This window comes from Limosilactobacillus sp., from assembly GCF_051873035.1.
In the GTDB taxonomy this organism is placed as follows: Bacteria; Bacillota; Bacilli; order Lactobacillales; family Lactobacillaceae; genus Limosilactobacillus.
Genome location: NZ_JBJEEL010000078.1, coordinates 1 through 25048, shown reverse-complemented (window position 1 = coordinate 25048; position 25048 = coordinate 1). Strand labels below are relative to the sequence as shown.

Genomic DNA, 25048 nt, shown 5'->3' with positions numbered 1-25048 from the left:
TCGTGCACTCGCTCTGCTCGCGCACTCAACTAGGTCTAAAGACATTAATAAAAAAAGACCCGGGTAGTAGTTAACTACTCACCCGAGTCTTAGTAAAGCTAATCCGCCGGCTCAAAGGCCAGTGAAATGTTATGCGTTAATAGGTCCGTGTAACTATAAGAAATCCGGTCCATCGATCCTTGACCATCGTTTAGGTGAACCACAAAAATCGCCGGGTAGGTCTTACTTAAGACACCGTGGTGGGTTGCAATCCGCTTCCGACCGGCCCGGGCCTTAATAAGTACCGGCTGACCGATTCGGTCGTCTAGTTCTTTCTTGATTTCCACGATTGATTCTGGCAATAAACTTCACCTCACTGCACTCAACAGTACCATTTATAGCATGAAGCAGTTCATATTACCATTTAATTATTAAAAAGTCAATAATAATAAAACCTAAAGTAGCTGGGCACTGTGCAATGCATTGGCAAGGTTAATAAATTGGACAAGCGTTAAGCGTTCTGGTCGAATCTGCGGTGAAAGGTCGAGCTGGCCCAAAATCGCTTGCATCTTTTCTTTGGTAGCCGGTGTCTTACCCACGGTCGCCTGGAGGTTATTCCAGAGGCTCTTCCGGCGGTGGGCAAAGCAGCCCCGAATGAACCCGAAGAGTCGCTGCTTATCAAAGGGGGTCACCGCCAGCGGCTCTGTCCGGGGTTTCAAGACCACGATCGCCGAATCAACATTGGGTGATGGTACGAACACCCGCCGCGAGACATTAAAAGCGATCTTGGCCGTCATTTGGTATTCAATCGCCAGGGTGAGGGCACCGTATTGTTTCGTCCCGGGTTGCGCCGTTAAGCGTTGGGCAACTTCCTTTTGCATCATTACACAAATGGCGGCCCAGTTAACCGGGGAGGCCAATAGGTTCATCAGAATTGGGCTGGTAATGTAGTACGGCAGGTTGGCAACGACCTTAACCGGCCGCTGGGGGTCGGTAAAGTACTCTTGAATCAGATCGGGTAAATTAGCCTGAAGGACGTCTTGTTTTAAGACCGTCACGTTATCGTAGGGGGCGAGAACCTCGTTTAAGACCGGGATTAAGTCCTGGTCAATTTCGAGTGCCAGAACCTCCCCTGCCGCCTGGGCAAGTTGCTCCGTCAGTGCACCGATACCGGGACCAATTTCGATTACATTATCATCTTTCGTAATTTCAGCCGCCTGGACAATATTTTGTAAGACGTTCAGGTCAGTCAGGAAGTTTTGACCAAAGCTTTTTTTAGTGTGGATACCGTACTTCTCCATAATGGCCCGGGTACGGGTCCGACTACCAATTTCTGGTGTATTACTCATTTTCTTCCTCCCGATTAATCTGCTGAACTGCGTTTATAAACTGCTCCCGGGTTATCCGAAACATGTTTAGGCGGTGCACCAACTGTTTACCATTGCCGTAACCAATACCAAGCAGCTGACCCAGGCGTTCCCGCCGCTGCCGGGCCCGGGCATTACCGGTTAGGCCGGCCCCTTGCAGGTCCTGGTGGGTAAAGGTAGCGGAAGCCGTCGGCGCTTGCGTATACAGGTGCGCCAAGGCCGCCTTAATCGTCGCCGAACTAGCATGCTCGACGCCTAAACTCCCGTGGGCCTCGGTGGGAACTCCCTGGTCGCGACGAATAAAGGCGTGCTTAACACCCGGAATAGCGGCGGCAATCATCTTACGCAGTCGTTCCCCGTTAAAGTCCGGATCGGTAAAAACAATCAGTCCACGACTAGCCTGAAGCTTTTTTAACCGTTCGAGGTCCTGGTCATTTAAAGCCGAACCATTCGTTTCATAGGTATCAGCATCGACTGCCCGCTGAATTTGCTTGGTATCATCCTTACCTTCAACAACAATTACTTCTTTAATCTTTGTCATGCTTTCGGTCCTTTAAGAAAAGTTGGCTTGCGTTTCGATAGGTCTGTTCGGCGACCCGTTCCGGGGAAAGTTGCTTAAGCTCAGCTACGGCGTCCACCACAAACCTAGTAAAGGCCGGTTCATTTTGCTTCCCCCGGTATGGTGCTGGTGTCAGGTAGGGGGCATCCGTTTCCACCATTAGCCGATCGAGCGGAACCGCCTTAACCGCAGCATGGACTTCAGAAGCACTACCAAAGCTGGCCACGCCACTAAAGGAGATGGCCATCCCCAGGTCTAAAAACTTAGCAGCCCATTCCGGACTACCATTAAAGCTGTGCATCACACCACCAAACTCATCGACGTGGCCCGCCTTCAAGAGTGCGTAAGTATCCGCCAACGCCTCCCGACAATGGATCGAAACGGGGAGGTGTAGCTGGCGAGCCCACTCTAATTGCTCAGCAAAAACTGCCTGTTGCTGGTCATGGGGAGAACGTTCATCGTTGTAGTAATCAAGGCCAATCTCCCCCACCGCCACTACGCGTGGAGAGTGTAGCTGGCGCCAGAGCGTTTGCTGGGCTTCCTGGTCAAAGGCCGCAATATCTTCGGGATGCCAGCCGATAATCGGGTGTAAGTTGGCGTACTGCTCCCCTAGTTTCAATGCCCGTTCGTTTAACTTGGCATTGGACCCCACAATATTCATTTGGGTTACCCCATAATGAGCTGCTCGGTCTTCAAAAGCCGGAACGTCATCATAAAAGGGGTCGTCGTTTAAATGGGTGTGCGAATCGTACACCCGCAACTGCCGTTCGCGCTGCTTGCTCATATTAGCCCAATTCCAGTCCAGGTTCTAAGCTGTCATCAACCGTAACCACTTGGACCTGACCGTCCTTTTCAACTGAAAGTAACATTCCCTGGCTGAGTTCGCCCCGCATCTTCCGTGGCTTTAAGTTGGCCACAATTACGACCTTCTTACCAACCAATACGGCTGGGTCCGGGTACCACTTGGCAATCCCGGAGAGGATTTGTCGACCATCTGCACTACCATCATCCATGTGGAACTTAAGTAACTTATCAGCACCTTCAACGTGGTCCGCGGCCGTGATCTGGGCCACCTTTAAGTCCACCTTATCAAAGGCTTCGATCCGGATTAGTTTCTTGCCATCCGTATCAACCGTTTCCTCTTTCTTTACTGCGGCTTTTTTAGCTTCTTCCATTGCCTTACGCCCCTTCGTCTTTTGGTTAGCACTCATTTGGCTCTTGATGAACGCTACTTCTTCTTTAACATCCCGCCGTGGGAAAATTGGGGTTCCCTTAGTAACTACTTGGACACTGGCAGGGAAGTCATTGAAATCAATCTTTTCTAAGGAGATGGCCTCTTTTGGCAACCCTAATTGACGACAAATTTCCTTTGGTGCATCCGGCATTACTGGTTGCAATAGGGCGGCAATTATCCGCAGGCTCTTTGCCAAGTGCGTCATCACATCAGAAAGTTCCGCCTTCTTCGCCTCATCTTTGGCTAAAACCCATGGTTCAGTTTCGTCAATGTACTTGTTCGCCCGGGCTACTAACTTCCAAACGGCCGCCAGCGCTTCAGCAAAGTGTGTCTTGTCCATTGCTTCCTTGTATTCAGCAATCACATCCGTTGCCGTTTGTTCTAGAGAAGCATCAACCGGCATCGTGGCTTCATTATTGCCACTAAGCTGCCCGTCTTGATACTTGTTGATCATTGCCACGGTCCGGTTTAAGAGGTTCCCCAGGTCGTTAGCCAGGTCAAAGTTGACCTTGTCCACGAAGTCCTCAGGGCTGAAGACCCCATCGTTACCAAACGGCATTGCCCGCAACAGGTAGTAACGGGTAGCATCCAGGCCGTAACGGTCAACTAACGTTTCGGGGTAGATAACGTTCCCCTTGGACTTGGACATCTTCCCGTCCTTCATTGTTAACCAACCGTGCCCAATGACGTGCTTAGGCAGTGGTAGGCCGAGGGCGTGAAGCATAATTGGCCAGTAAATCGTGTGGAAGCGTACGATTTCCTTACCCACCATGTGAACATCAGCTGGCCAGTACTTCTTAAAGAGACTATCATCATCTGAGCCGTAACCGGGGGCCGTAATATAGTTAGACAAGGCATCAATCCAAACGTAGACCACGTGCTTAGGGTCGTTTGGCACCTTAACACCCCAGTTAAAGGAGGTCCGGGTAACCGCTAAGTCCTCAAGGCCCGGCTTTAAGAAGTTGTTTACCATTTCATTCATCCGCGTATGTGGTTCGATGAAGTCCGGGTGTTCCTTGTAGTAGTTCATTAGCCAGTCCGCGTACTTGCTCATCTTGAAGAAGTAAGATTCTTCCTTAACCAGTTGAACTTCATGGCCGGATGGGGCCTTCCCCCCGATAACCTTACCGTTGTCATCACGGTAAACTTCCGCCAGTTGACTTTCCGTAAAGTACTCTTCATCATCCACTGAGTACCAACCGGTGTATTCACCCTTGTAAATATCTCCCTGGTCAACAAACTGCTGGAAGATCTTCTGAACTGCCTTTTCGTGGTAGTCATCCGTCGTCCGGATAAACTTATCATTGGTAATCTTCAATGTCTTCCATAATTTCTTAATGCCCGCTGCCATTTGGTCAACGTACTCTTGGGGGTGCATCCCTAGCTTATCGGCCTTTTGTTCAATCTTTAGACCGTGTTCATCAGTTCCTGTTAGAAAGAAGACGTCGTAGCCGTTAAGCCGTTTGAAACGTGCTTCTGCATCACAGGCAACGGTCGTGTAGGAGTTACCGATGTGCAGTTTACCAGATGGATAGTAAATCGGTGTCGTAATGTAATAAGTTGGTTTTTGTGTAGCCATATGAGGCCCCTCTTTCTCTTATATATTTAAGACTGTATTGACGTTTAGTATAGCATAAACAAACTAGTAATGGTGCGGACCAGCTAAACTAAAAGAGGTCAAGTTGTTCCGGTGACCGTGGTGCTAGTCCGTCAAAGTGAACCCCCATTATCTTTTGCAACTGCAGGGCGTTGGGGGCGGCATCCTGGCCGGAATTATTATTAAAAATAACGCAAACCTCTTTTGGCTGGGGTGTCAAATTGTTAATGGCGTGGGCAAACTGGGTTAATTCCTCTGGAGAATAACGATACAGGGTCCGCGTTTTGCGCCAACTCTTATCCTGGTTAGCCCACCCCTGTTTGTTGCGACCATGCAGGCGGAGCATTACCAGGTCCGGGTTAGTGGTCACTAACTTAAACGGTACCGTCGTCACCTGGTCATGCGGTTCATCTGCTGCTACTAGGGTAAAGTGGAGGTCCTGGCAGTAACTGAGCAAAGAGTCAACCACCCCCGGCTGGTACCAGGTATCATTACGCAATTCCAGTGCCACGGGGAGGTTGCCCAGCCAGGAGCGAACTAACTTAAGGTATTCGATGTCAGCAACACTGGCGTCAAAGTACGGTGGGAACTGAAAAAGGATCGTCTTTAACTGACCACTAGCAACCAAAGGGGCAATCGTTCGCCGGTACTGGTTAAAGAGCTGCTCCACGGCCCCTTTTTCCTGCCCACGCCGGTGAAGGGTCATCCCCTGGTTGGCCTTAATAATAAACTGGAAGTTTTCCGGAACCGCCGCTAACCAATTTTGCAGGGTACTCATCTGGGGAAGCGCGTAAAAGAAGGTATCCACTTCCACCGTTGGAAAGTGCTGGGCGTACTCGTTTAGAGTTACCGGACGCTGCTCACCGTGAATTAGCGCCGGGTGTTCCGTCCAGGTCGTTGTTCCCATCGTAATTTTTACTACCATTTTTCTCCTCCTATCGTCACCCAGGTATAAAGGCTCCGCCACTGCCGACTAGCTTCAATTCTAAGCAAATTACTTAGTAAATTCTTAGAATTCCGCAAAAAATATATATTCATTATTCACGGCTAGATTGCCTTATGTAGCAACAAGTATGCACCTATCGGCTGCGATTATGCATTTAAGCTAATTAATCAACCAAATTTATACATTTCAAAAATGAGCAAGTGAGCAAAGGGCCTTTGAATTCAGTGATTGTAATGGTATCTTAAGGGTGGAAAATATGAAGGGAGCGATCACAATGCTACTAAATTCAAAGTTCTTTGGTACTCGTAAAGGCAACCGGTCCACTAAGAATCGTAAAGGTTCAGTGGTATTACCCATCAAGATTGATGGTAAGGTCGTTATCTACGCATAAAGTAAGTGAGAATGATTCCCACGATTCTAATAGACCTCCAGTAGTCGGAAGCAGCCGATTGCTGGAGGTCTTTTTATTATTACTGCTAGCTCTTAACTTAGGCTGGCTAACTGTTTCTTTAACGCTGCCGCCTGAAGCTCTACCACACTATTACCATTAAAGCGGGCAAATGCCAATGTCTCAGCCAGTAGGTCGTTTACCTGCGATGAGGGTGCTCCTGCTTGGAGGGCATTATTAGCAGCTAATAACTTGGCCCGGGGCATTAGGTAGGTCTCATACCGCCCTGCACAGAGGGTCGTCACCCGCTGTAAAAAGCGGTTACTACTGTCCAGGCGGTCACGAAGGGCCTGATATTCAGCGACATAGTACAGCATCATCACTAACCGATTATACTGAACCGTGGTCAACGTCCGGAGCTTTTTCGGGTTGCTAACCCGTTGGTTGAGATACTTGATTACCTTAGTAAAGAAGAATTCAGCATCCCCGAGCCGATTCTTACGGGCATACAGGATGCCAAAGCCTAAGTAGGCCAGCTGTGAAAAGATGGTCTCGTGTTGCTCATCCAACTTATCCAAAATTTGGGTAAAGTCAAAGGTGGTCGTGGCCGTTTGGTTACTAGTCAGGGTATCAATCATCCCTTTCAGGTAATAGTACTGCATCTGCCGTTTGAAGTTCGGCAAAGAGGCCACATCAACCGTCGCCAACTTTTGAATCGCGGCCGGGAAGCGTTCGGCAATCAGTAGTTGTTCAACCTGGTCAAGCGGGTGAACACGCCGCGGCCGGGCCGCTGGTTGCCCACTGAGGTCCCCGATGGTAATCCCCAATCGTTTACACAGTTGGCTAAGAATCTTAACCGATGGCACCCTTCCCCGGTTCTCAAACTTACTCAGGGTGGACTGAGTACAGATACCGGTACAAAGTTCCGTTTGTGAGATTCCTAACCGTTTACGTTGCTGAATAAATCGCTGAATATCCATTCATTGTCCCGTTCCTTTATTCGTGTAAGCCTAAGGCGATTTTGGCGAACCGACTCATCCGGTCAATTCCCCAAACTGGTTCCCAAACCAGGTTGATCTTGCAATCATTAACCCCATCAACCGAGGTAGCCGCCTCGGTAATGGCATCATTTAAGAAGTCGCCCAGTGGACACCCCATCGTGGTTAAGGTCATCGTAATCGTACAGTGACCATCATCGTCTACGTCAACGTCGTAAATTAAGCCGAGGTTGACCAGGTCAATCCCTAGTTCTGGATCAATCACCTTTTCTAGGGCCCCCATTACATCGTCTTCTACGGGTGAAAGTTGTTTTTCCTCGTCCGCCATTGTGACGCCTCCTTTTTAACCAATTGAACCTTCCATTTCAAAACTAATCAGCCGGTTTAACTCAACCGCATACTCCATCGGGAGCTGCTTGGTAAATGGTTCCACGAAGCCCATGATGATCATTTCAGTCGCCTTGGCCTCGGAAATTCCCCGACTCATCAGGTAGTAAAGCTGCTCTTCTGAAATCTTTGAAACCTTCGCTTCGTGCTCCATTGCTACGTGCGCATTGTCAATTTCGTTGTACGGAATCGTGTCCGAAGAGGACTGATCATCCATGATGATCGTATCACACTCCACGTGGGCCTTGGAACCATCCGCCTTCTTAGTAAAACGAACCGTCCCCCGGTAATCGGTCGAACCACCGGTCTTAGCAATCGACTTCGAAACGATGGAACTAGACGTGTTCTTGGCGTTATGGATCATCCGGGCACCGGAGTCCTGGTGGATACCATTACTTGCCACCGCGATTGACAGCATCGTTCCCCGGGCACCTTCACCGTTCAGGTAGACACTTGGGTACTTCATCGTGACCTTCGAACCGAGGTTACCGTCAACCCACTCCATCGTGGCGTTTTCAGCGGCGGCTGCCCGCTTAGTTTCTAGGCTGTAAACATTATCGGACCAGTTTTGAATGGTCGTGTACCGGCAGTAGGCATCCTTGCAGACGTTAACTTCCACAACGGCCGCGTGCAAACTATCAGAAGAGTAATTTGGTGCCGTACACCCTTCGACATAGTCCACACTCGCTCCCTCATCAACAATGATCAGGGTCCGTTCGAACTGACCAGTATTTTCGGCGTTCAGACGGAAGTAGGACTGGATTGGCGTCTTGGTCTTAACACCCTTTGGTACGTAAATGAAGGAGCCCCCGGACCAAACAGCGGCGTTTAGAGCGGCAAACTTATTATCAGTTGGCTGAACCAGCTTACCGAACCACTTCTTGAAGAGGTCTGGGTATTCCCGCAGCGCCGTATCGGTATCGGTAAAGATAATCCCCAGCTTAGCAAATTCATTCTTCATGTTGTGGTAAACCACTTCGGATTCATACTGGGCCGATGAACCCGCCAGGTACTTCCGTTCTGCTTCCGGAACCCCTAACCGGTCAAATGTCTTCTTCAGGTCTTCTGGAACATCCTTCCAGTCCCGGAACTTTTTGTCGGTCATCTTTTGGTAGTACAACATGTTTTTCAGGTCCAACTTTGATAGGTCTGGACCAAACTTAGGCATCGGCAGTTTCTTATAGATATGGTAGGCCTTCAACCGGTAGTCCAGCATCCATTGCGGTTCATGCTTTTCAGCTGAAATTTGCCGGACAACGTCTTCGGTTAGTCCCCGTCCAGTGGAATAGACTGGCTTTACATCATCGTGAAAACCATATTCGTAATTTTCATCGCCACTTACGATGCTTGCTGCATCATCGCTCATTACTCTTCCTCCTCATCATCGTTTTTCAACAGTGCCCGTTGGAGTGCCCACCAAGAAATCGTGGCACACTTAATTCGGGCCGGAAACTCCATAATACTGGTTAAGATCTGGGCATCACCCAGTTTTTCCAGGTCGGACTGGGGGTGCTCTTTACCGATTGCCGTATCAGAGAAGGTCTTGGCCATATCAAGTGCTTCCTCAACCGTCTTTCCCTTTACGGCCTCCGTCATCATGCTGGCTGAGGCTTGGCTAATCGTACAACCTGATCCGGTATAACCAATGTTTTTGATCCGACCGTCTTGAACATCAACCGCAACGTTAATAGTATCGCCACAGGTTGGGTTGTGAACCGTCATCTTGTTAGTTGCATCCGGAATATCGTGCTTGTTATGCGGGTGGTTAGCGTGGTCCAAAATCACTTCCCGGTATAATCCATTTAACTTAGATAGTCCCACCGTCAAAGAACTCCTTTGTTGCCTTAATGGCATTGATTAATTGATCTGCATCTTGCTTGGTATTGTAGAAGTAAAAGCTGGCCCGTGAAGTTGCACTAACTCCCAGTGCTTCCATCAATGGCTGTGCACAGTGGTGGCCAGCACGGACCGCTACCCCTTCAGCATCAAGGGCCGTTGCGACATCATGCGGGTGGAGGTTAGCCATGTTAAAGGCAATGACCCCCGTGTGCTGTTTCGGATCCTGGGGTCCATAAACCGTAACGTACGGGAGCGCCTCCAGCTTTGGTAAGACGTAGTCGACCAACTCCTGCTCCTTAGCCGCGACCTTATCCATGCCGATCTTTTCCAGGTAATCAACCGCGGTACCGAGGGCAATCGCTCCGGCAATGTTTTGGGTTCCGGCCTCAAATTTAAATGGAATGTCCGCAAATTCTGTCCGGTCACGGTGAACGGAGCTGATCATTTCACCACCGTACTGGTATGGGGGCATTTTTCTTAGTAATTCCTTCTTGCCATACAGGACACCGATCCCGGTTGGCCCCATCATCTTATGACCAGAGAAGGCATAGAAATCAACATCGAGATCTTGAACATCTACTGGCATGTGGGGAACCGATTGGGCACCATCACCAACCAGTACCGCACCATGCTGGTGGGCTAACTTGGCTAGTTCCTTCAGCGGGTTTACGGTTCCCAGGACATTGCTAGCATGAGCAATGGCAACGATCTTTGTCTTATCGGTAATCTTCTTGGCAGCGTCGGCCATGTCGAGGGTTCCTTCCGGAGTCAACTCGATGTACTTAAGCGTCGCGTGCTTCTTAATAGCTAACTGTTGCCAAGGGATCAGGTTACTGTGGTGTTCCATGATGGAAATTACAATTTCATCACCGGCCTGGATATTTTCTTCTCCGTAGGTGGAAGCAACCAGGTTAAGGCCATCGGTACACCCCTTAGTAAAGATGATTTCCCGGTTATCGGCCGCGTTGATAAAGTGTTGCATCTTCTTACGGGCTTCCTCATACTGTGCCGTTGCCCGTTCCGCTAGCGTGTGCACACCACGGTGAACATTAGCATTATCATGTTCGTAAAATTCGACCAAGCGTTGAACCACCTGCCGTGGCTTTTGCGCTGTGGCGGCATTATCAAGGTAGGCAAGGCGTTCGCCATTTACCTTTTGATCCAAGATGGGGAAATCGGTGGTGTAATTATTGGTATTGTTGGCCATCAGTAAGCTTCCTTTCCAGAATATCTACAAGTTTATTGCGTACGTCGGCCGCTGGAATGGCACTCAAGACGGCACCCAAGAAGCCCCGGATAACCATCCGTTCCGCCTGCTTACGTGGGATCCCCCGACTCATCAGGTAGTACATCTGGTGGGGGTCAACGGGACCGACACTGGCAGCGTGCCCGGCCTCAACATCATTTTCATCAATCAGCAGGATCGGGTTAGCGTCACCACGGGCCTTATCAGACATAATCAAAACCCGGTTTTGCTGGTCCGCCTTGGAACCATGGGCGCCGTGGATAATTTGTCCAATCCCATTGAAGATTAGTTCGGAGTTTTCCAGGATAACACCCCGCTGGTTAATCAGCCCGGTAGTGTGTTTACCATGGTTGGTAACCCGGTTGTTAACCCCTACTTCTTGGTGCCGGGTCGTTACGGCGATCATCTTGGAGTTAGCGTAACCACCTTCACCCAGCAGCTCGGAGTCCATATCACCAACCGTGTCACCGTCGTTCATCAGGCCAACTGCCCATTCCACGTGGGCATCCCGACCAATATCGGCCCGCCGCTTGAAGTAGGTATGGGTGCTGGCACCGAGTTCATCAAGTGAAGAAAAGTCAATCTCACTGTTATCCCGGGCGATCAACTCAATCATCATGTTAGCAGGATTAGTATGGTCACCAACCGTCGTCAGGTGCTGGATAAATTTAACCTTGCTCCCCCGGTCAGCGACAACCAAGATATGAGAAATTAATGGTTCGTCCTGGGTATTATCCTGAACCAACTCGGCCTCAATTGGCTTTTCAATTACGACGTCCTTTGGTACGTAGAGGAAAAGTCCCGCATTCAGGTAGGCCTCGTGATAGGCGGTAAGGAGGTTTTCGTCCGCCTTAATGGCCGTCATAAAGTAGCGTTCAAAGAGGTCGGCGTGCTCACGGGCGGCCGTGAAGATGTCCGTTAAGATAACTCCTGCCGCCTTGAGCTTATCTGGAATGTGAATATTAACGGTCGTTTGACCAACCTGGGTCACCCGGATGACTTCATCATCCGGTGCCAGCTGCTCAAGATCCGTTGCGGAGTCAACCCAGCGCAGCGGCTGGTCTGCAATTAATGGCCAATCATGAAACTTAAAGCGTTGCATTCGTGGGAGCCGTAGCTTGGTCATCAGCTCACGCGCGGCTAAACGACGCTGCAAGAGCTGGTCGGGCTCATTATTTTGCTGACTAGCTTGGGTCAGCTGTTCCTTTGCTTTTGCTAAATCAGTCATCTCAGCACCCCCTAGTCCTCGTCATCAACTAGTTTGATGTCTAGACCTAGTTCGTCACGCAAGCCAGCGTAACCTTCGTCTTCAAGCTTCTTAGCTAGGTCTGGGCCACCGGTCTTAACAATTTGACCATCCATCATTACGTGAACGGTGTCTGGAACAATGTAGTTAAGCAGCCGTTGGTAGTGGGTGATGATTAAAGAACCAAAGTTGTCACCGCGCATTGAGTTAACCCCTTTGGAAACAACCTTTAAGGCATCAATATCAAGGCCGGAGTCAATTTCGTCCAGGATAGCGAAGGTTGGCTCAATCATCAGTAACTGGAGGATTTCGTTCCGCTTCTTTTCACCACCGGAGAAGCCTTCATTCAGGTAACGTTCCGTCATCTTTTGACTCATGTCCAGGAGTGCCAGGTTCTTATCCAGTTTCTTAATGAAGTCCATCACTGAAATCTGGTCGTCTTCCGGACGGCGGGCATTGATCGCGGCCCGTAAGAATTCGGCGTTCGTTACCCCTTGGATTTCTGCCGGGTACTGCATTGCCAGGAAGAGCCCCTTCCGTGCCCGTTCATCAACCGGCATTCCAACAATGCTCTCACCGTTTAAGAGGATGTCACCCTGGGTTACCTTGTAGCCTGGTTGCCCCATAATGGTCTGGGAAAGCGTCGACTTACCAGTCCCGTTTGGCCCCATGATGGCGTGAATTTCGCCCGTCTTCATCTTGAGGTTAACACCCTTCAGGATTTCTTTTTCCTTCTTACTTTCTTCGTCCTTTACTGAAACATGTAAATCACGCACTTCAAGTGTGGCCATTTGCAAAGCATCCCCTTAAATAATATTCCAAAATATTCGTAAAGAATTTTGGTTAAAAATTGTACACTTACATTATAACCGAATATTTTCAAAATGAAACTTCACATTTAATTATTTTTCAAGCGTTTACAACGGAGTATAATATAACTATAAATATGTGGTTTTTATATACTTTTGGAATATTAGTTTGATCATAAGGGTGATAATATGAACAGTCGCAAATACATACTCCATTCCTTTAACTGTCTTAATGAACCGACGGCTAACCGGCTCCATAATATGGGGCTCTGCGAAGGGTGTCCGATTAAGGTTATTCGCCGCTACCCCTTCCACGGTCCGGTAATTATTGAAAATAATAACCAGCGGATCGGCATTCGCTACCACGACTTTGCTGCTTTAACGGAGGTTGAAGTTTAATATGCCAAACGTCGCCTTAATTGGTAACCCCAACACTGGAAAGACCACGCTTTTTAACTCCCTTACCGATAAGTACGCCTACGTGGGTAACTGGACGGGGGTCACGGTTGAAAAAAAGGTCGGTACCCTTAAAGATTCCGCAATTCAAGTGGTTGACCTCCCCGGGGCTTACTCATTAAACCCGCTAACCAAAGACGAGGCGGTCGTAACCACCTACCTATTGCATAACCGTCCCGACCTGGTTCTCAATATTACTAACGCTAGTCAATTAAAGCGGAACCTCTTACTAACAATCGAGGTTCTTGAACGAGGAATTCCGGTTATCTTGATTTTAAACATGATTGATGACCTCCGCCGGGCCGGTAAGGCTTACAACCTGGACCTCATTAAAGACCGGCTAGGCTGTCAGGTGATTACTACTAACGCCCGTGGCCATCGCGGAATTAAGGAACTCCGCCAGCAGATTTTAAACTACCAGCAGGTTCCCCAAAATACTTTCCAATTAGACTACCCGGCCATGCTCCAGCAGGCAATTCGGCAAGCAACCGAAAGCCTGGTTGCTGACTTTGACTACCAGCCGGCGGCCGCCCGGTGGCTAACGATTCAGTTTATTAGTCAAAACAAGGCCATCCGTCAGTTTGCCACGCAAAAGAAACTGACGCCCCTGCTCAGTCAGCAGAAGTACTACGATGCGCAAAAGTTTGCCGATAAGATTTACAATACCCGGCTTAGTTTCATCGAGCAGTTACTAAAGGACGCTGCTGAAACCGGTCAAAATAAGAAGCAGCCCGAACTAACCAGTAAGATTGATAAGGTCGTTACGAACCCGATCCTCGGGCTACCGATTTTTGCCGGGATCTTCTTCCTAATGTTTAAGCTTTCCTTTGACTGGGTGGGAACCCCCTTGTCGGATGCACTGGACTGGTTTCTTTCCGTCCCCGTTTCCAACACGGCCAACCACCTCTTAATTGAACTCGGTGCCATGCCGGCGTTACGGTCGTTGATCGTCAACGGGATCATCGCCGGGGTTGGTGGGGTGTTGGCCTTCATTCCCCAGATTTTCACCCTGTTTGCCTGCATTTCGCTTCTTGAAGATTCTGGCTATATGGCCCGGGCCGCCTTGGTGACGGACCGGCTAATGCAGTTTATCGGGTTAAACGGGAAGTCATTCATCCCCCTAATTATCGGTTTTGGCTGTAACGTCACGGGGATTATGGCCGCCCGGACAATTGAACAGCCAAAGGAACGGTTAGTCACCACCCTGATTATGCCGTTCATGAGCTGTTCGGCCCGGCTGCCAATCTACAGCCTGATTGTCGCCGCCTTTTTCCCTAAGCACCAGGCGCTGATCGTCCTTTCTATCTACTTCCTAGGAATTGTGATTGCACTCTTGGGGGCGAAACTCTACCAAACTCTCTTCCACGTTAAGGAACGGTCAGTCTTTATCATCGAGCTGCCGGAATACCACTTACCCCGCCTCGATATTATCTGGCACGGTACTTGGGATAAGGGAAAAGGGTTCATCAAAAAGGCCGGGACAATTATCTTTGCCGGTACCGTCTTGATCTGGTTGCTGTCCAGCTTTGGGCCAAGCGGCTTTGTTACCGACTCAACCAGAAGTTTTGCCGCCCTGTTGGGGCACAGCCTGGTACCAATCTTTAAGCCGATTGGGATCGTCCAGTGGCAGGCCATCAGTGCCCTCTTCACCGGGGTACTGGCCAAGGAAGTTATTACCTCTAGCATGATGGTAATGTTCCACACCAGCAGCAAGGCCGTCTTAATCACCGCCCTGGGGCAATTCATGAGTCCCGTGGCAGCATACGCGATGATGGCGTTTGTCCTTTTATACATCCCATGTTTTGCCACCCTGGCAACGATTAAAGAAGAGACCGGCTCGGCCAAGTGGATGTTCTTCTCAATTATTTCCAGCTTTATCATTGCCTACGTTACCGCCTTCATTCTTTTTCAGGTTGGGTCATTAATCTTTTAGGAGAATCAAATCATGAAAATGCTTATTAACCTGCTAATTATTATTGCAATTATCGCCGTGGCCGTTTGGGTAATTATCCGTACTTTCAAGAAGGTCAAAACCGGTGGTAAATGTGCCGCCTGTGATTACGACTGTGAGCTCAAACGACTCAAGGATAAGAAAGATCACCAAGCAATTTAAGTTATAAAAGGGGCTGTGACATAAGTTCCTCTACATGGATCAAAAGCAAATAACGCGGTATATAAATGGGGCCCAAAGTCCGGCAAAAGCCGAACTCTGGGCCCCTATTTATGCTCGCGGGGAGCGTAACCACTCCCCACGCCTTTTTATTACATATTTTTAATCAGGATCCTTCAGTGATTTACCACTCTGCTTAGCGTTAAATTCTGCAAAGATCTGTTTAATTTGCTGGTATTCATCACTCGTTAATTCAACCTGCATTGCCTTAGCATTGCTGATTACCTGGTCTGCCCGCTTAGCTCCCGGAATGACCGCCGTGATCAGCGGATTCTGTAAGTACCATGCCAGGATCGTCTGGGCAACCGTTGCCTGGTGCCGGTCCGCGATTGGCCGTACCTTATTAACTGCTGCCAGGATGGCACTGTAACGTGGTTCCTTAAAGTCGGCCATTTGGCTCCGGATGTCATCATCAGGGAAGGTAACGTCTTGACTATACTTCCCCGTCAATAGGCCCGAGGCCAGTGGGAAGTAGGGAACAAAACCAATTTGGTTGTTATGAAGGTAGTCGAGCGTCCCATCGGTTAAGTGGTCCTGGTGAAGGAGGCTGAATTCATCTTCCACCACGTCCACGTAGCCATCCGCATTGGCTTCCTTAATTTGGTCGAGGCTAAAGTTAGAAAGCCCAATGGCCCGGATCTTGCCTTGCTCCCGTAACCGTTGCAGAGCACCAACCGCTTCGGCCTTTGGCGTATCATGATCCGGGAAGTGGATGTAGTAAATATCGATATAGTCAGTTCCCAGCCGTTCCAGGCTCTTATTAACCTGCTCCGTCAAAAACTTCGGGTCATTGTTAATGATTTCTTCGCCGGTAGAGGTATCTTGTGCCCCCTTAGTGGCAATCACAATCTTGTCCCGGTCGTGCTTTTTCACTACTTCACCGACTAATTCTTCAGAGTGGCCCAGACCATAAACATAGGCCGTATCAAGTAAGTTAATCCCGTTAGCCAGTGCAGCGTCAACTAGCTTTCGACCATCATCGTCAGACAGGTCCGGAAAGAGGTTGTAACCACCAACCGCATTGGTCCCTAGTCCAAGGGGATTCGCCTTAACATCTGAGTGGCCAAACTTAACAGCTTCTACCATAATTTTATTCTCCTTTCACTGAAAAATAACACCATTTCCCTCATTATACCGGTTTCGACCGTTTTTGACGATTGTTTTGCAACGACCTTAAGGAATTTCGTAACTTAAGTCCGCCCTATCATCCAAAGGCCAGCAACGTGACTAAAAAAATAGTTTCAAGCATTCGGCTAAACCGAGCACTTGAAACTATTTTGATAGGACTAGGAAGTTATGAATAACCTTTTAACCTTTAAACCTTTAACTCAGCAAAGAACTTAGTGGCGTCTTCTTGAACCATTTCAAAGTCAAAGGAGAACTGTAACTTCTGCCGGTTAATCGCAATCACCCGGGCATTTTCATTCCGGTACTCTAACAGGCCAGCAAATGGATAAACCTTCATTGAGGTCCCTACAATCACTACTAGGTCTGCGTTTTGCATCGCCTTAACCGCATTAATAATGTTTTGCTGCTTAATCCCCTCATCATAGAGGACAATGTCAGGGCGTAACGGGCCACCATCTAGTTTGTGAATACGGCTCTTCAAATACTCGTCTACAGGGGCCGCCTGCCCACACTGCTCACAGTAAACGTGGTAGAGGTTCCCGTGAAAATCTACTAGGTGCTTGGTTCCCGCTTCCTCATAGAGGTTATCGATATTCTGCGTAATGACCGTTGCCCGATCTTGTTGAGTCAACGCCGCCTGCTTTTCATGAATCACGTTTGGCTTGGCATCCGGGAAATAGAGGTTCTTCTTACAGAACTCATAAAAGCCTTCCGGATCACTAGCAAAGTAACGATGACTGAGGTAGTATTCGGCGTTTTGGTTTTGCGAATACAGACCGTTGGCGGAACGGAAATCTGGAATACCCGAAGCGGTTGAAACCCCGGCCCCGGTTAAGAAGACGATGTGCTTGGCATCATCAAATGCTGATTGAATCTGTGTATCCATCAGATCACTTCCTTACAATATACGGGATACTGTGTTGTTCCAAAAACTCCTTGACTGGCTGTACGTACAGTCGCTTGAATTCGGCTGGTGTCTCCGGGTTCGGTGCCGGCATCGTAAACGAGTTTTGCCCGTCACTCCGTCGAATTCCTACGTAAGCCCGCTTACTTGTCCCCCGCTCCTTCATGTCAGAGTGGTAAATTTCAAAGACCTGACGAAGACTGAGCCGCAATTGGCGCTCACTCAGTACCGGTGAAAGGGTCGTATATTCGTTATTGTGTAGTGCCGGCAGTCCCCATTCTTGCATCTGCTGGTCAAAGAGGGAGTAAATTTTGATAATTGACCGTCGCATGTCAAATGGTGACTTAATCGGTTTAGTAACGACCTGCTGGTAAATCTTCTGGGCCGCTGCTAGTGCTTCCGGATACTGCTCCTTCAGATGGGCCTCGTATTTGCTAAAGTGGTCCCCATAAAAGACGAGGGCATCCAAAAGGGTTAAGAGCAGCAAAGTCTTTTCTTCATCGTCTTGGCCACCCTCCGGCGTCAAGGTGTGGTCAATCCCCTTGAGGTACTCCTCTTCGATGGTCTCATCAATCAAACCGTGCTTTCGTTGTTCAGCCACCACCACCCGGTGCATCGCTACGTTATACAGGTCGGTCGACATGATCATCATTTGTTCATCCAACTGTTTGTCACCTAATGATAGTTGGAAGAAGATCTGTGGGAACCCGCGAAGAAGCATCAGCAGGTGCAACAATTCATGCGAGGCCGTGTAGTTGGGCGCCGTCAGATCGGTAACAATAATAAATAGGCCACCAGGGAGCGTCTTTTGTTCGGCCTGGTCATGGCGAACATAACCAGCTTTTTTACCATGGAACTGGACAAAGACCGTTCCTTCAGGGTACAGGTCATTAACCTGCTTTAACAACTCCTGGCTGGCCGCATTCAATTTGATTTCTTCACTCATGCAACTAATCCTTCCTTAACTCTTTTAAAACTCGTTCGGCTAACGCCCGGTCGACATGCTGGTAGTTGGCTAACCGTTTAGTTACCAGCGGTACTTCTGCGGGTGTCGCACCAACACTTACCGCCAGCGACCGGCACTGGAGCTTCATGTGCCCCGCTTGGATACCGGAACTGGCTAGTGCGCGTAAAGCCGCTAAGTTCTGGGCTAGCCCCACACTAGCCGTTACCGCTGCCAGCTCCTCCGCACTTTTAATTCCACTGATCGCGTAATTAGCCTTGGTTAATGCATTGAGGCCAATTGAGCCCCCCACAACACCAACCGGTAGTGGTAGGGTTAGGTGACCAACCAGCTGCTGATTATCAACCGTCCAGGTACTAAGACCCCGATATTGACCATCCCGGGCCGCATAGGCGTGAGCACCGGCCTCGATAGCCCGCCAGTCATTGCCAGTCGCAATCATGACGGCATCGATACCATTCATGATTCCCTTGTTGTGGGTGGTGGCACGGTAGGGATCAACCTGGGCAAGAGCGCTCAGTTGGGCCATCCGGTTGGCCACCTTCTCCCCCACCATCGTCCGCGTGGTTAACTGAGAAAAGTCAACCCGGCATTCCACCGTCTGCAGGCTACTAGTGGCATAGTTGCTAAGGATAGCCGTTAAAACATTAAAGCCGTGGTCGCTAAGCCAACGTCCAACGGCCTCAGCCATCGTGTTAACACTGTTAGCTCCCATTGCTTGGCAAACATCAATGCTTAAGTCAACGCTAATAAACTGCCCCGGTGTCCGCAAACTAACGCTCTGGGCACCACCACCCCGCCGTTTCATGGACGGGTGCGCTTGATTAGCAACTGCAATCAGGTCGGCCTGGTGGGCCCGCAACCACTTTAGGTCCGCACTCACCTGTCCCGGGTGGGGAACTAACACTACCTGTCCCACGAGCGCCCGTTGTTGGTGGTGGGCATTAAACCCTCCTGACCGGGCTACCCGCTGGGCCCCATTACTGGCGGCAGCAATAACAGATGGCTCTTCCACCACCATTGGGACTTGGTAGTCAGTACCATTGACCCGTAAGCCAAGGGCCACCCCTTCTGGTAGCCGGTAATCAGTTAGATAGTTTTCCACTAACTGGTTGCCAAGTACCGAGGCCTGGTCCGTCAATAACTGCTGGACAGCCGGTGAAAGCTGCCGGGCCGCTGTTAGGCGGGCACGGCGCTCAGCCGGGCTAAGCTTATAAAAACCATGTTGCCAATCACTCATGCTTTTGCTTCCTTTGGTTGACGTATTCCGTGATAATCCCCTCACGGACACCGCTCTCCGAAAAGATTACCCGGCCATCACTATTCCGCTGTAACAGGCTGATTAGGGGTAACATCCCCCCGATAATAATATCGGCCCGGTCCGGCTCCAAGCCCGGCATCTTCTTCCGCTGGGACAAATTACGGTTCAACAGTTCCCGATAGGTCGCGTAGACCGCCCGTGAACTGAGCTGGTAACCGTGGATTGACCGGCGGTGGTGCCGGTGGTGATACGCCCAGGCCATCCGGGCAAGAGTCCGGTTAGCTCCACCTAGTAAGACAATCGGTACCCGGGTTGCATACCGCATCCACGGGATCTTCTTCAACCGGTCATTCATCGCGACTTGGGCCCGAAAGAGGTCCGCCGAGCGAACATAACCATTCAAATGGAACTGCTCGGAAAGGTTTACCGCACCAACTGGGATCGAGATCAAGTCCCGCGCCCGGCGCTGCTGAACTAAGACCAATTCGCAGCTTGCACCACCAACATCTAAAATCAAACAGTGGTTAAGCTTAAGGGTCCGAATCACCCCTAAGTAGTCGTAATATGCCTCTTTTTTCCCGGATAGGACCTGGAGCTTGATGCCCACTTCTCGTTGGACCCGTTCCAAGAACTCCTGACGGTTCCGTGCCTGCCGGACCGCTGCCGTAGTAATGGCCCGTACCTTAACGTTTGGTACTTCTTCATAGAGACGCTTAAAGCGTTTCAATGCTTCAATGGTCCGATCCATTGCGGCTGCTTGCAGGACTTTTTCACGTCCCATTCCTTCCGAGAGGCGGGTGTTTTCCTTTACCCGCCTAATTTCTCGAAAGCGACCGTCCGGCGCAATCTCTGTAATTGCCATTCGCGCCGAGTTAGAGCCGAGGTCAACAATTGCGAGGTTTTCCACTATTTTCACCTCCGCTACGATAAATTTTATTTCGAAAAAAACTATCCTCTTTATGTTACCATGTTCCGTCCCGTGAAACACTAATAAGAATAGCAGTAGCGGATTTTTTTGCTAAAACTTTCGGCGCCAACGGAACCGGTTATTGCAGTTCACGGACAGACAGCCGATCGGGAACGTTGTAAACCTTCGGCATGGTCCAGTCCAGCATTGCATCCGTTAGGCGCAGTTTGGTGGTGTCACCGCGGTGGTAAGACTGGAAGTAGTATTCCCGGTCCTCGGCCACGGCCACCGACCGGTAGACCGAGTAAGTTGGCTGGTGACGGCGGTTTTGGGGAACCGTGACACTATCCAGCAGGTGAAACTCACTCGCAATTCCACTCAGCTTATCGGCCGGAACATCTGACCGCTCCCGCAGGTAGGCCGCCCGAATGAAACGGGCACTTGGTGAATAATAGCCCGGTGGGTTGGCCTTCCCAGAAAGCCGGCCCGTGGTCACCCGGGGCGTATTTAGCGGTACTGTTCCCGCTGCAAACTCCGGAATAAAGTCAGGGCTATTAGTGACGACCCCCAACGGGTTATCGATGACCTTCATCGGGTAGCTGGTTGGTTCGATCACCACTACCCGGCCCGTACGGTCAGCCACCGCAAAGTGCATCTCTGACTTACCAAACTTAATGTCATTATGCACGTCACTCATCAGCTCAATTTCGGGTAGGTGGTCGATGAGGTCGGCTACCGACTTGAAGTTTCCTAAGATATAAAAGGCAAATTCGTAGGCTGCCAGTTGAACCTTGGTCGGGTCAGGGTGGTCAACCAGCTGGGCGCCGTTATCAAAGGTTAATTTCTGGGCCATTAGGCCATACTCATTCACCCCATCAGATACGTCCACCCGGTGTGCGGACAGGCTACCACCGCCGACTAAGGCATACCGGTTATGGTAAACGCGGTGGTGGTACACCGACTGCCAGGTAAAGTGGCGGGGAATAAATAGCGGCGATACCGCTAGAATTGGCCAGTCCATCGTCCGGGCCAACAGATGGGTATGGTCACTTGTTACTTGGTAGATACTTGTACACATTGTGTGGTCCTCCCTTCATCTAGTATCATCTTACCGGCCGACCGTCGTTTGCCCAAGCAAAAGGTCTCGGACAAAATAAAACGGGGGCGTGACATAATTCCCTTTATATAGATCAAAAGCGAACAACGCGGTACACAAATGAGGTCCAGAGCCCGGCAAAGCCGAACTCTGGACCTCTATTTGTGCTCGCGGGGGTTCGAAAACGAAGTCGTAACCGACTTCTGTCTCACTCCCGTTCAATTTGATGTTAGCCAAAGTAGTTAATTCCGATAGCGTCCCGGACTTCCTTTAAGGTCTGGTTAGCCACTTCATTGGCCTTAGCAGAACCTTCCTTTAGTACCTGGTCAACGTAATCAATGCTGGCCGCGTACTGTTCACGACGTTCACGAATTGGCTTTAATTCTGCCTGTAAGACATCATTCAAGTAGCGCTTGATCTTGACGTCACCAAGACCACCAGCCCGGTACTGTTCCTTTAACTTAGCCACTTGTTCCTTATCAGGATCAAAGATGTCTAAGTAGGTGAAGACGGTGTTACCTTCCACGTGTCCAGGGTCAGAGACCTTAATGTGGGTTGGGTCGGTGTACATTGACATAACCTTCTTTTGGATCGTGTCAGCATCATCAGACAGGTAAATGCAGTTGCCTAATGACTTACTCATCTTGGCATTGCCGTCCAGTCCAGGAATCCGGCCTTGGCCCTTTGGTGGGAAGACCCCTTCTGGTTCTACCAGGATATCGCGCTGGTAAATCCGGTTAAAGGTCCGTACAATTTCCCGTGTCTGTTCCAGCATTGGCTCTTGGTCATCACCAACCGGCACCGTATCCGCCTTAAAGGCTGTAATATCAGCAGCTTGGCTCACTGGGTAAATAAAGAAACCAGCCGGTACACTTTCCCCAAACTTCTTTTGCTTAATTTCGGTTTTTACAGTCGGGTTCCGCTTCAAGCGTGAGACCGTAACCAGGTTAAGGTAGTGCATGGTTAACTCGCTTAGGGCCGGGATTTGCGATTGAACTAGGATGGTCGACTTCTTAGGATCGATCCCAACTGCTAGGTAGTCTAACGCTACTTCATGTAGTGACCGCCGAATCTTTTCTGGATCACGAGCATTATCAGTCAATGCCTGCTGGTCAGCAATCATAATGTAGGTATCATACTTACCAGTGTTTTGTAGGGTTACCCGGTTTTTCAGCGAACCAACATAGTGACCAATGTGCAATTTACCCGTTGGCCGGTCACCAGTTAAAATCACGTGTTTCTTTTCTGCCATGATAATTCCTCCTTAAAGTTAAAAGCGCCCTATTAGTCAAACCAACTAATAGGACGCTTACGCGCGGTGCCACCTAAATTGCAAATAACTTGCCGCTCTTTATTATTATCAATGTTAAATCCAGTTCGCACCCTGGGGACCTTTGCACCAACCGTCCCTCGCTGTAACTCGTGCTACTTAATAAGTACATTTTAGCGATTTTTGGTTTAAAAGGCAAGTAACTACAGCAAACACTTGTTCCCTTCAAAAAGTCCCAGTATAATAAGATTAAAACTAACGAAAGGAGGGTATCCCCGTGGCCCGGACCTACTTAGCAATCGACCTCAAGTCTTTCTATGCTTCTGCAGAGTGCGCTGCCCACCACCTCAACCCTTTAACCACTAACCTCGTGGTGGCCGATGAGTCCCGCACTAGCAAAACCATTTGTTTGGCGGTTTCACCAGCATTAAAGCGCTTTGGTGTTCCCGGACGGCCCCGCCTCTTTGAAGTTGAACAGATCGTCGGTCGGCTGAACCGTGAACGAGCCAAGCACGCCCCCGGTCACCGCCTCAACCGGTATAAGTCAGTCTACCGTCCCCAGATCTTGAAAAATCCCCGCCTTAAAATCGGCTTTAAGATCGTCCCACCACGGATGTCTTATTACCTCCAAAAGAGCGCGGAAATCTATGAGATCTACCTCCGTTACCTACCACCGGAGAAGATCCACCCCTATTCAATCGATGAGGTACTAATGGACGTAACCGACTACTTGGCCGAGCACCAAGTTTCCGCGCACACCCTTGCTAAAGAAATTATCCAAACCATCCAGTTAGAGACGAAAATCACCGCGACCGCCGGGATCGGTACTAACCTCTACCTGGCCAAGGTCGCCATGGATATCGTAGCTAAGCGGATTCCTGCGGATAAGGATGGGGTCCGGATTGCCCAGATGGACGAAATGACTTACCGCCACTACCTTTGGGCCCACCAACCCCTCACCGATTTTTGGCGAGTTGGTCGGGGCTACGCTAAGCGCCTGGCCAAGCTTGGCCTTTATACAATGGGCGACATCGCCCGTTGCTCGTTGGGTAAGCTATCCGACCCGTTAAATGAGGAGGTCCTCTATCAGGAATTCGGTAAAAACGCCGAATTACTGATCGACCATGCCTGGGGGTTCGAGTCAACCACCATGGAGGATATCAAAAACTACCGGTCCGACCACCACGGGATCTACTCCAGTATTGTCCTCCCCAAGCCCTACCGTTACAGTGAAGGCCGCCTAGTCGTCCGTGAAATGGTCGACATGCTGAGCCTGCAAATGGTTAAACGGGACTTGGTGGCTGACCAATTTTCGCTCTCCGTCAACTATGATGTGCAAAGTCTCCACCAGGGTCACGGCTACCATGGTGCCACAACCACGGACTTTTACGGACGCGAAGTTCCCCATCCGGATCACGGAAGCTTTACCACTAAGCTACCGACCGCTTCGCCACGCGAACTAACCGCCCATTTTTTAACGGCCTTTCGTGAAAAAGTCAATCCGGACCTGTTCATTCGGCGGGTCACCGTTACCGCTAATAACCTTATTGAGCAGGAGGTGGCGGCCCAACTACCGCATACCGAGCAGCTAGACCTCTTCACTAATACCCACCGCCACCTGCAAAAGGAAAGTCAAGAGCAACAACAACGTCTTCAGGACCAGCGGGTACAAAAAATGGTTCTGCAGCTCCAAGACCAGTTCGGCAAGAATGCAATTATCCGGGCTGCTGACTTGAAGGACGGCGCCGTTGCCAAAAAACGGAACAAAGAGATTGGGGGCCACCGGGCTTAATGGATAAGAAACAATGGGCAGCCGAAAAGAAGCAGTTTAACGATACCTCACGCTACAACGACATTATGGATCGGCCACGTCACGTTTCCCGGGCGCACCTGCCAATGCCACAAATCGACCGGGCAGGTCAGTTCGCCCCCTTTGCGGCCCTAACTGGTTATAAGGAGCTCCTGGATAAAACCGCCAAGCGCTACCAAAACAAGACTTATTTGAGCCGGGAAGAGTTGGCTGAGCTAACTAAACAAATTAAGACTTTGAGTAAAACTAAGCCATGGCCATTAATCACGGTTACCTATTTTAATGGTCAAAACGGTTATTATGAACAATACAGCGGTCAGCTAGTAAATGTTGACTGGCAACGACAACGGTTAAGGTTTAGAGATGGTACTTCTGTTATCATCCGTAATTTAAAGGAAATCGTTATTAATAAAAATAAGCAATAAACGTTTCTAAATGGCAGATTGTAAAATTTAAGTTGAACATTTTAGTGGACAGAAAAACCCAT

25 protein-coding genes are annotated in these 25048 nt (G+C 49.6%); 5 read left to right on the top strand and 20 right to left on the bottom strand.

All coding sequences use genetic code 11. The features are described 5' to 3' along the window. Window positions 1–98: 98 nt before the first annotated feature. From ACI31H_RS08015 to sufC, 13 genes are all read right to left on the bottom strand, one after another. Window positions 99–341: a Veg family protein gene (locus tag ACI31H_RS08015; protein WP_439771457.1), complete on the bottom strand. Its 243-nt coding sequence runs from the start codon at window positions 339–341 to the stop codon at window positions 99–101. 93 nt (window positions 342–434) lie between these two features. Beyond that, a complete protein-coding gene (gene rsmA / locus ACI31H_RS08010; protein WP_439771456.1) occupies window positions 435–1328 on the bottom strand; it encodes a 16S rRNA (adenine(1518)-N(6)/adenine(1519)-N(6))-dimethyltransferase RsmA in 894 nt (297 codons plus the stop codon). Beyond that, the gene (rnmV, locus tag ACI31H_RS08005) at window positions 1321–1887 is read right to left on the bottom strand and encodes a ribonuclease M5 (protein ID WP_439771455.1); all 567 of its coding nucleotides are present in this window, start codon (window positions 1885–1887) and stop codon (window positions 1321–1323) included. The genes rsmA and rnmV overlap by 8 nt, the downstream gene beginning before the upstream one ends. Continuing rightward, window positions 1874–2689: a TatD family hydrolase gene (locus ACI31H_RS08000; protein WP_439771454.1), complete on the bottom strand. Its 816-nt coding sequence runs from the start codon at window positions 2687–2689 to the stop codon at window positions 1874–1876. Before ACI31H_RS08000 ends, rnmV begins: the two co-directional genes overlap by 14 nt. A 1-nt stretch (window position 2690) precedes the next feature. Then, a complete protein-coding gene (metG, locus tag ACI31H_RS07995; protein ID WP_439771453.1) occupies window positions 2691–4718 on the bottom strand; it encodes a methionine--tRNA ligase in 2028 nt (675 codons plus the stop codon). A gap of 88 nt (window positions 4719–4806) precedes the next feature. Then, complete coding sequence (locus ACI31H_RS07990; protein ID WP_439771452.1) at window positions 4807–5661, bottom strand: DUF72 domain-containing protein; 855 nt, start codon at window positions 5659–5661, stop codon at window positions 4807–4809. Window positions 5662–6165: 504 nt separating this feature from the next. Then, window positions 6166–7050 carry a helix-turn-helix domain-containing protein gene (locus ACI31H_RS07985; protein WP_439771451.1) on the bottom strand — a complete coding sequence of 295 codons (885 nt, stop codon included), beginning with the start codon at window positions 7048–7050 and terminating at the stop codon, window positions 6166–6168. Window positions 7051–7066: 16 nt separating this feature from the next. Then, window positions 7067–7396, bottom strand: a complete 330-nt coding sequence (locus ACI31H_RS07980) for a metal-sulfur cluster assembly factor (RefSeq protein WP_439771450.1) — start codon at window positions 7394–7396, stop codon at window positions 7067–7069. A gap of 15 nt (window positions 7397–7411) precedes the next feature. Beyond that, window positions 7412–8821 (bottom strand): Fe-S cluster assembly protein SufB, encoded by a 1410-nt coding sequence (gene sufB, locus ACI31H_RS07975; RefSeq protein ID WP_439771449.1) that lies wholly within the window; start codon window positions 8819–8821, stop codon window positions 7412–7414. Beyond that, a complete protein-coding gene (gene sufU, locus ACI31H_RS07970; RefSeq protein WP_439771448.1) occupies window positions 8821–9276 on the bottom strand; it encodes a Fe-S cluster assembly sulfur transfer protein SufU in 456 nt (151 codons plus the stop codon). The genes sufB and sufU overlap by 1 nt, the downstream gene beginning before the upstream one ends. Further along, window positions 9263–10501 carry a cysteine desulfurase gene (locus tag ACI31H_RS07965; protein ID WP_439771447.1) on the bottom strand — a complete coding sequence of 413 codons (1239 nt, stop codon included), beginning with the start codon at window positions 10499–10501 and terminating at the stop codon, window positions 9263–9265. Before ACI31H_RS07965 ends, sufU begins: the two co-directional genes overlap by 14 nt. Further along, window positions 10482–11768: a Fe-S cluster assembly protein SufD gene (gene sufD / locus ACI31H_RS07960; protein ID WP_439771446.1), complete on the bottom strand. Its 1287-nt coding sequence runs from the start codon at window positions 11766–11768 to the stop codon at window positions 10482–10484. The genes ACI31H_RS07965 and sufD overlap by 20 nt, the downstream gene beginning before the upstream one ends. 11 nt (window positions 11769–11779) lie before the next feature. Further along, window positions 11780–12577 carry a Fe-S cluster assembly ATPase SufC gene (sufC, locus tag ACI31H_RS07955; protein ID WP_439771445.1) on the bottom strand — a complete coding sequence of 266 codons (798 nt, stop codon included), beginning with the start codon at window positions 12575–12577 and terminating at the stop codon, window positions 11780–11782. Window positions 12578–12784: 207 nt separating this feature from the next. Between sufC and ACI31H_RS07950 the strand changes: the two genes are divergently transcribed. The 3 genes from ACI31H_RS07950 to ACI31H_RS07940 are packed head-to-tail and all read left to right on the top strand — an operon-like array spanning window position 12785 to window position 15164. Continuing rightward, on the top strand, window positions 12785–12994 hold the full coding sequence (locus ACI31H_RS07950) for a FeoA family protein (protein WP_439771444.1): 210 nt from the start codon (window positions 12785–12787) through the stop codon (window positions 12992–12994). Between the two features lies 1 nt (window position 12995). After that, window positions 12996–14984, top strand: a complete 1989-nt coding sequence (feoB, locus tag ACI31H_RS07945; protein WP_439771458.1) for a ferrous iron transport protein B — start codon at window positions 12996–12998, stop codon at window positions 14982–14984. Between the two features lie 12 nt (window positions 14985–14996). Beyond that, window positions 14997–15164: a FeoB-associated Cys-rich membrane protein gene (locus ACI31H_RS07940; RefSeq protein ID WP_439771443.1), complete on the top strand. Its 168-nt coding sequence runs from the start codon at window positions 14997–14999 to the stop codon at window positions 15162–15164. Between the two features lie 159 nt (window positions 15165–15323). Here ACI31H_RS07940 and ACI31H_RS07935 read toward each other — a convergent pair whose 3' ends face one another. From ACI31H_RS07935 to trpS, 7 genes are all read right to left on the bottom strand, one after another. Further along, window positions 15324–16307, bottom strand: coding sequence for an aldo/keto reductase (locus tag ACI31H_RS07935; RefSeq protein WP_439771442.1), 984 nt, complete (start codon window positions 16305–16307; stop codon window positions 15324–15326). A 229-nt stretch (window positions 16308–16536) separates the two neighbouring features. Beyond that, window positions 16537–17235, bottom strand: coding sequence for an NAD-dependent protein deacylase (locus ACI31H_RS07930; protein ID WP_439771441.1), 699 nt, complete (start codon window positions 17233–17235; stop codon window positions 16537–16539). 4 nt (window positions 17236–17239) lie between these two features. Further along, window positions 17240–18199: an IpaB/EvcA family protein gene (locus tag ACI31H_RS07925; RefSeq protein WP_439771440.1), complete on the bottom strand. Its 960-nt coding sequence runs from the start codon at window positions 18197–18199 to the stop codon at window positions 17240–17242. A 4-nt stretch (window positions 18200–18203) separates the two neighbouring features. Continuing rightward, window positions 18204–19457 (bottom strand): hydroxymethylglutaryl-CoA reductase, degradative, encoded by a 1254-nt coding sequence (locus ACI31H_RS07920; RefSeq protein ID WP_439771439.1) that lies wholly within the window; start codon window positions 19455–19457, stop codon window positions 18204–18206. Then, window positions 19450–20385 carry a Ppx/GppA phosphatase family protein gene (locus ACI31H_RS07915; protein ID WP_439771438.1) on the bottom strand — a complete coding sequence of 312 codons (936 nt, stop codon included), beginning with the start codon at window positions 20383–20385 and terminating at the stop codon, window positions 19450–19452. The genes ACI31H_RS07920 and ACI31H_RS07915 overlap by 8 nt, the downstream gene beginning before the upstream one ends. 139 nt (window positions 20386–20524) lie before the next feature. Then, window positions 20525–21463 (bottom strand): linear amide C-N hydrolase, encoded by a 939-nt coding sequence (locus ACI31H_RS07910; RefSeq protein ID WP_439771437.1) that lies wholly within the window; start codon window positions 21461–21463, stop codon window positions 20525–20527. 247 nt (window positions 21464–21710) lie between these two features. Further along, a complete protein-coding gene (trpS, locus tag ACI31H_RS07905) occupies window positions 21711–22733 on the bottom strand; it encodes a tryptophan--tRNA ligase (protein WP_439771436.1) in 1023 nt (340 codons plus the stop codon). 295 nt (window positions 22734–23028) lie between these two features. Here trpS and ACI31H_RS07900 point away from each other — a divergent pair, with 295 nt between their 5' ends. Both ACI31H_RS07900 and ACI31H_RS07895 read left to right on the top strand, forming a co-directional pair. Continuing rightward, window positions 23029–24543 (top strand): DinB/UmuC family translesion DNA polymerase, encoded by a 1515-nt coding sequence (locus ACI31H_RS07900; RefSeq protein WP_439771435.1) that lies wholly within the window; start codon window positions 23029–23031, stop codon window positions 24541–24543. Continuing rightward, entirely contained in the window at window positions 24543–24986 is a 444-nt protein-coding gene (locus ACI31H_RS07895; RefSeq protein ID WP_439771434.1) for a hypothetical protein, read from the top strand. The genes ACI31H_RS07900 and ACI31H_RS07895 overlap by 1 nt, the downstream gene beginning before the upstream one ends. The last annotated feature ends 62 nt before the right edge of the window (window positions 24987–25048 follow it).

Excerpts from the sequence above, each read along its gene's own strand:
- rsmA (WP_439771456.1), bottom strand. The coding sequence starts at position 1,328 with ATGAGTAATACACCAGAAATTGGTAGTCGGACCCGTACCCGGGCCATT.
- rnmV (WP_439771455.1), bottom strand. The coding sequence starts at position 1,887 with ATGACAAAGATTAAAGAAGTAATTGTTGTTGAAGGTAAGGATGATACC.
- ACI31H_RS08000 (WP_439771454.1), bottom strand. The coding sequence starts at position 2,689 with ATGAGCAAGCAGCGCGAACGGCAGTTGCGGGTGTACGATTCGCACACC.
- metG (WP_439771453.1), bottom strand. The coding sequence starts at position 4,718 with ATGGCTACACAAAAACCAACTTATTACATTACGACACCGATTTACTAT.
- ACI31H_RS07990 (WP_439771452.1), bottom strand. The coding sequence starts at position 5,661 with ATGGTAGTAAAAATTACGATGGGAACAACGACCTGGACGGAACACCCG.
- ACI31H_RS07985 (WP_439771451.1), bottom strand. The coding sequence starts at position 7,050 with ATGGATATTCAGCGATTTATTCAGCAACGTAAACGGTTAGGAATCTCA.
- ACI31H_RS07980 (WP_439771450.1), bottom strand. The coding sequence starts at position 7,396 with ATGGCGGACGAGGAAAAACAACTTTCACCCGTAGAAGACGATGTAATG.
- sufB (WP_439771449.1), bottom strand. The coding sequence starts at position 8,821 with ATGAGCGATGATGCAGCAAGCATCGTAAGTGGCGATGAAAATTACGAA.
- ACI31H_RS07965 (WP_439771447.1), bottom strand. The coding sequence starts at position 10,501 with ATGGCCAACAATACCAATAATTACACCACCGATTTCCCCATCTTGGAT.
- sufD (WP_439771446.1), bottom strand. The coding sequence starts at position 11,768 with ATGACTGATTTAGCAAAAGCAAAGGAACAGCTGACCCAAGCTAGTCAG.
- sufC (WP_439771445.1), bottom strand. The coding sequence starts at position 12,577 with ATGGCCACACTTGAAGTGCGTGATTTACATGTTTCAGTAAAGGACGAA.
- ACI31H_RS07950 (WP_439771444.1), top strand. The coding sequence starts at position 12,785 with ATGAACAGTCGCAAATACATACTCCATTCCTTTAACTGTCTTAATGAA.
- feoB (WP_439771458.1), top strand. The coding sequence starts at position 12,996 with ATGCCAAACGTCGCCTTAATTGGTAACCCCAACACTGGAAAGACCACG.
- ACI31H_RS07940 (WP_439771443.1), top strand. The coding sequence starts at position 14,997 with ATGAAAATGCTTATTAACCTGCTAATTATTATTGCAATTATCGCCGTG.
- ACI31H_RS07935 (WP_439771442.1), bottom strand. The coding sequence starts at position 16,307 with ATGGTAGAAGCTGTTAAGTTTGGCCACTCAGATGTTAAGGCGAATCCC.
- ACI31H_RS07930 (WP_439771441.1), bottom strand. The coding sequence starts at position 17,235 with ATGGATACACAGATTCAATCAGCATTTGATGATGCCAAGCACATCGTC.
- ACI31H_RS07925 (WP_439771440.1), bottom strand. The coding sequence starts at position 18,199 with ATGAGTGAAGAAATCAAATTGAATGCGGCCAGCCAGGAGTTGTTAAAG.
- ACI31H_RS07920 (WP_439771439.1), bottom strand. The coding sequence starts at position 19,457 with ATGAGTGATTGGCAACATGGTTTTTATAAGCTTAGCCCGGCTGAGCGC.
- ACI31H_RS07910 (WP_439771437.1), bottom strand. The coding sequence starts at position 21,463 with ATGTGTACAAGTATCTACCAAGTAACAAGTGACCATACCCATCTGTTG.
- trpS (WP_439771436.1), bottom strand. The coding sequence starts at position 22,733 with ATGGCAGAAAAGAAACACGTGATTTTAACTGGTGACCGGCCAACGGGT.
- ACI31H_RS07895 (WP_439771434.1), top strand. The coding sequence starts at position 24,543 with ATGGATAAGAAACAATGGGCAGCCGAAAAGAAGCAGTTTAACGATACC.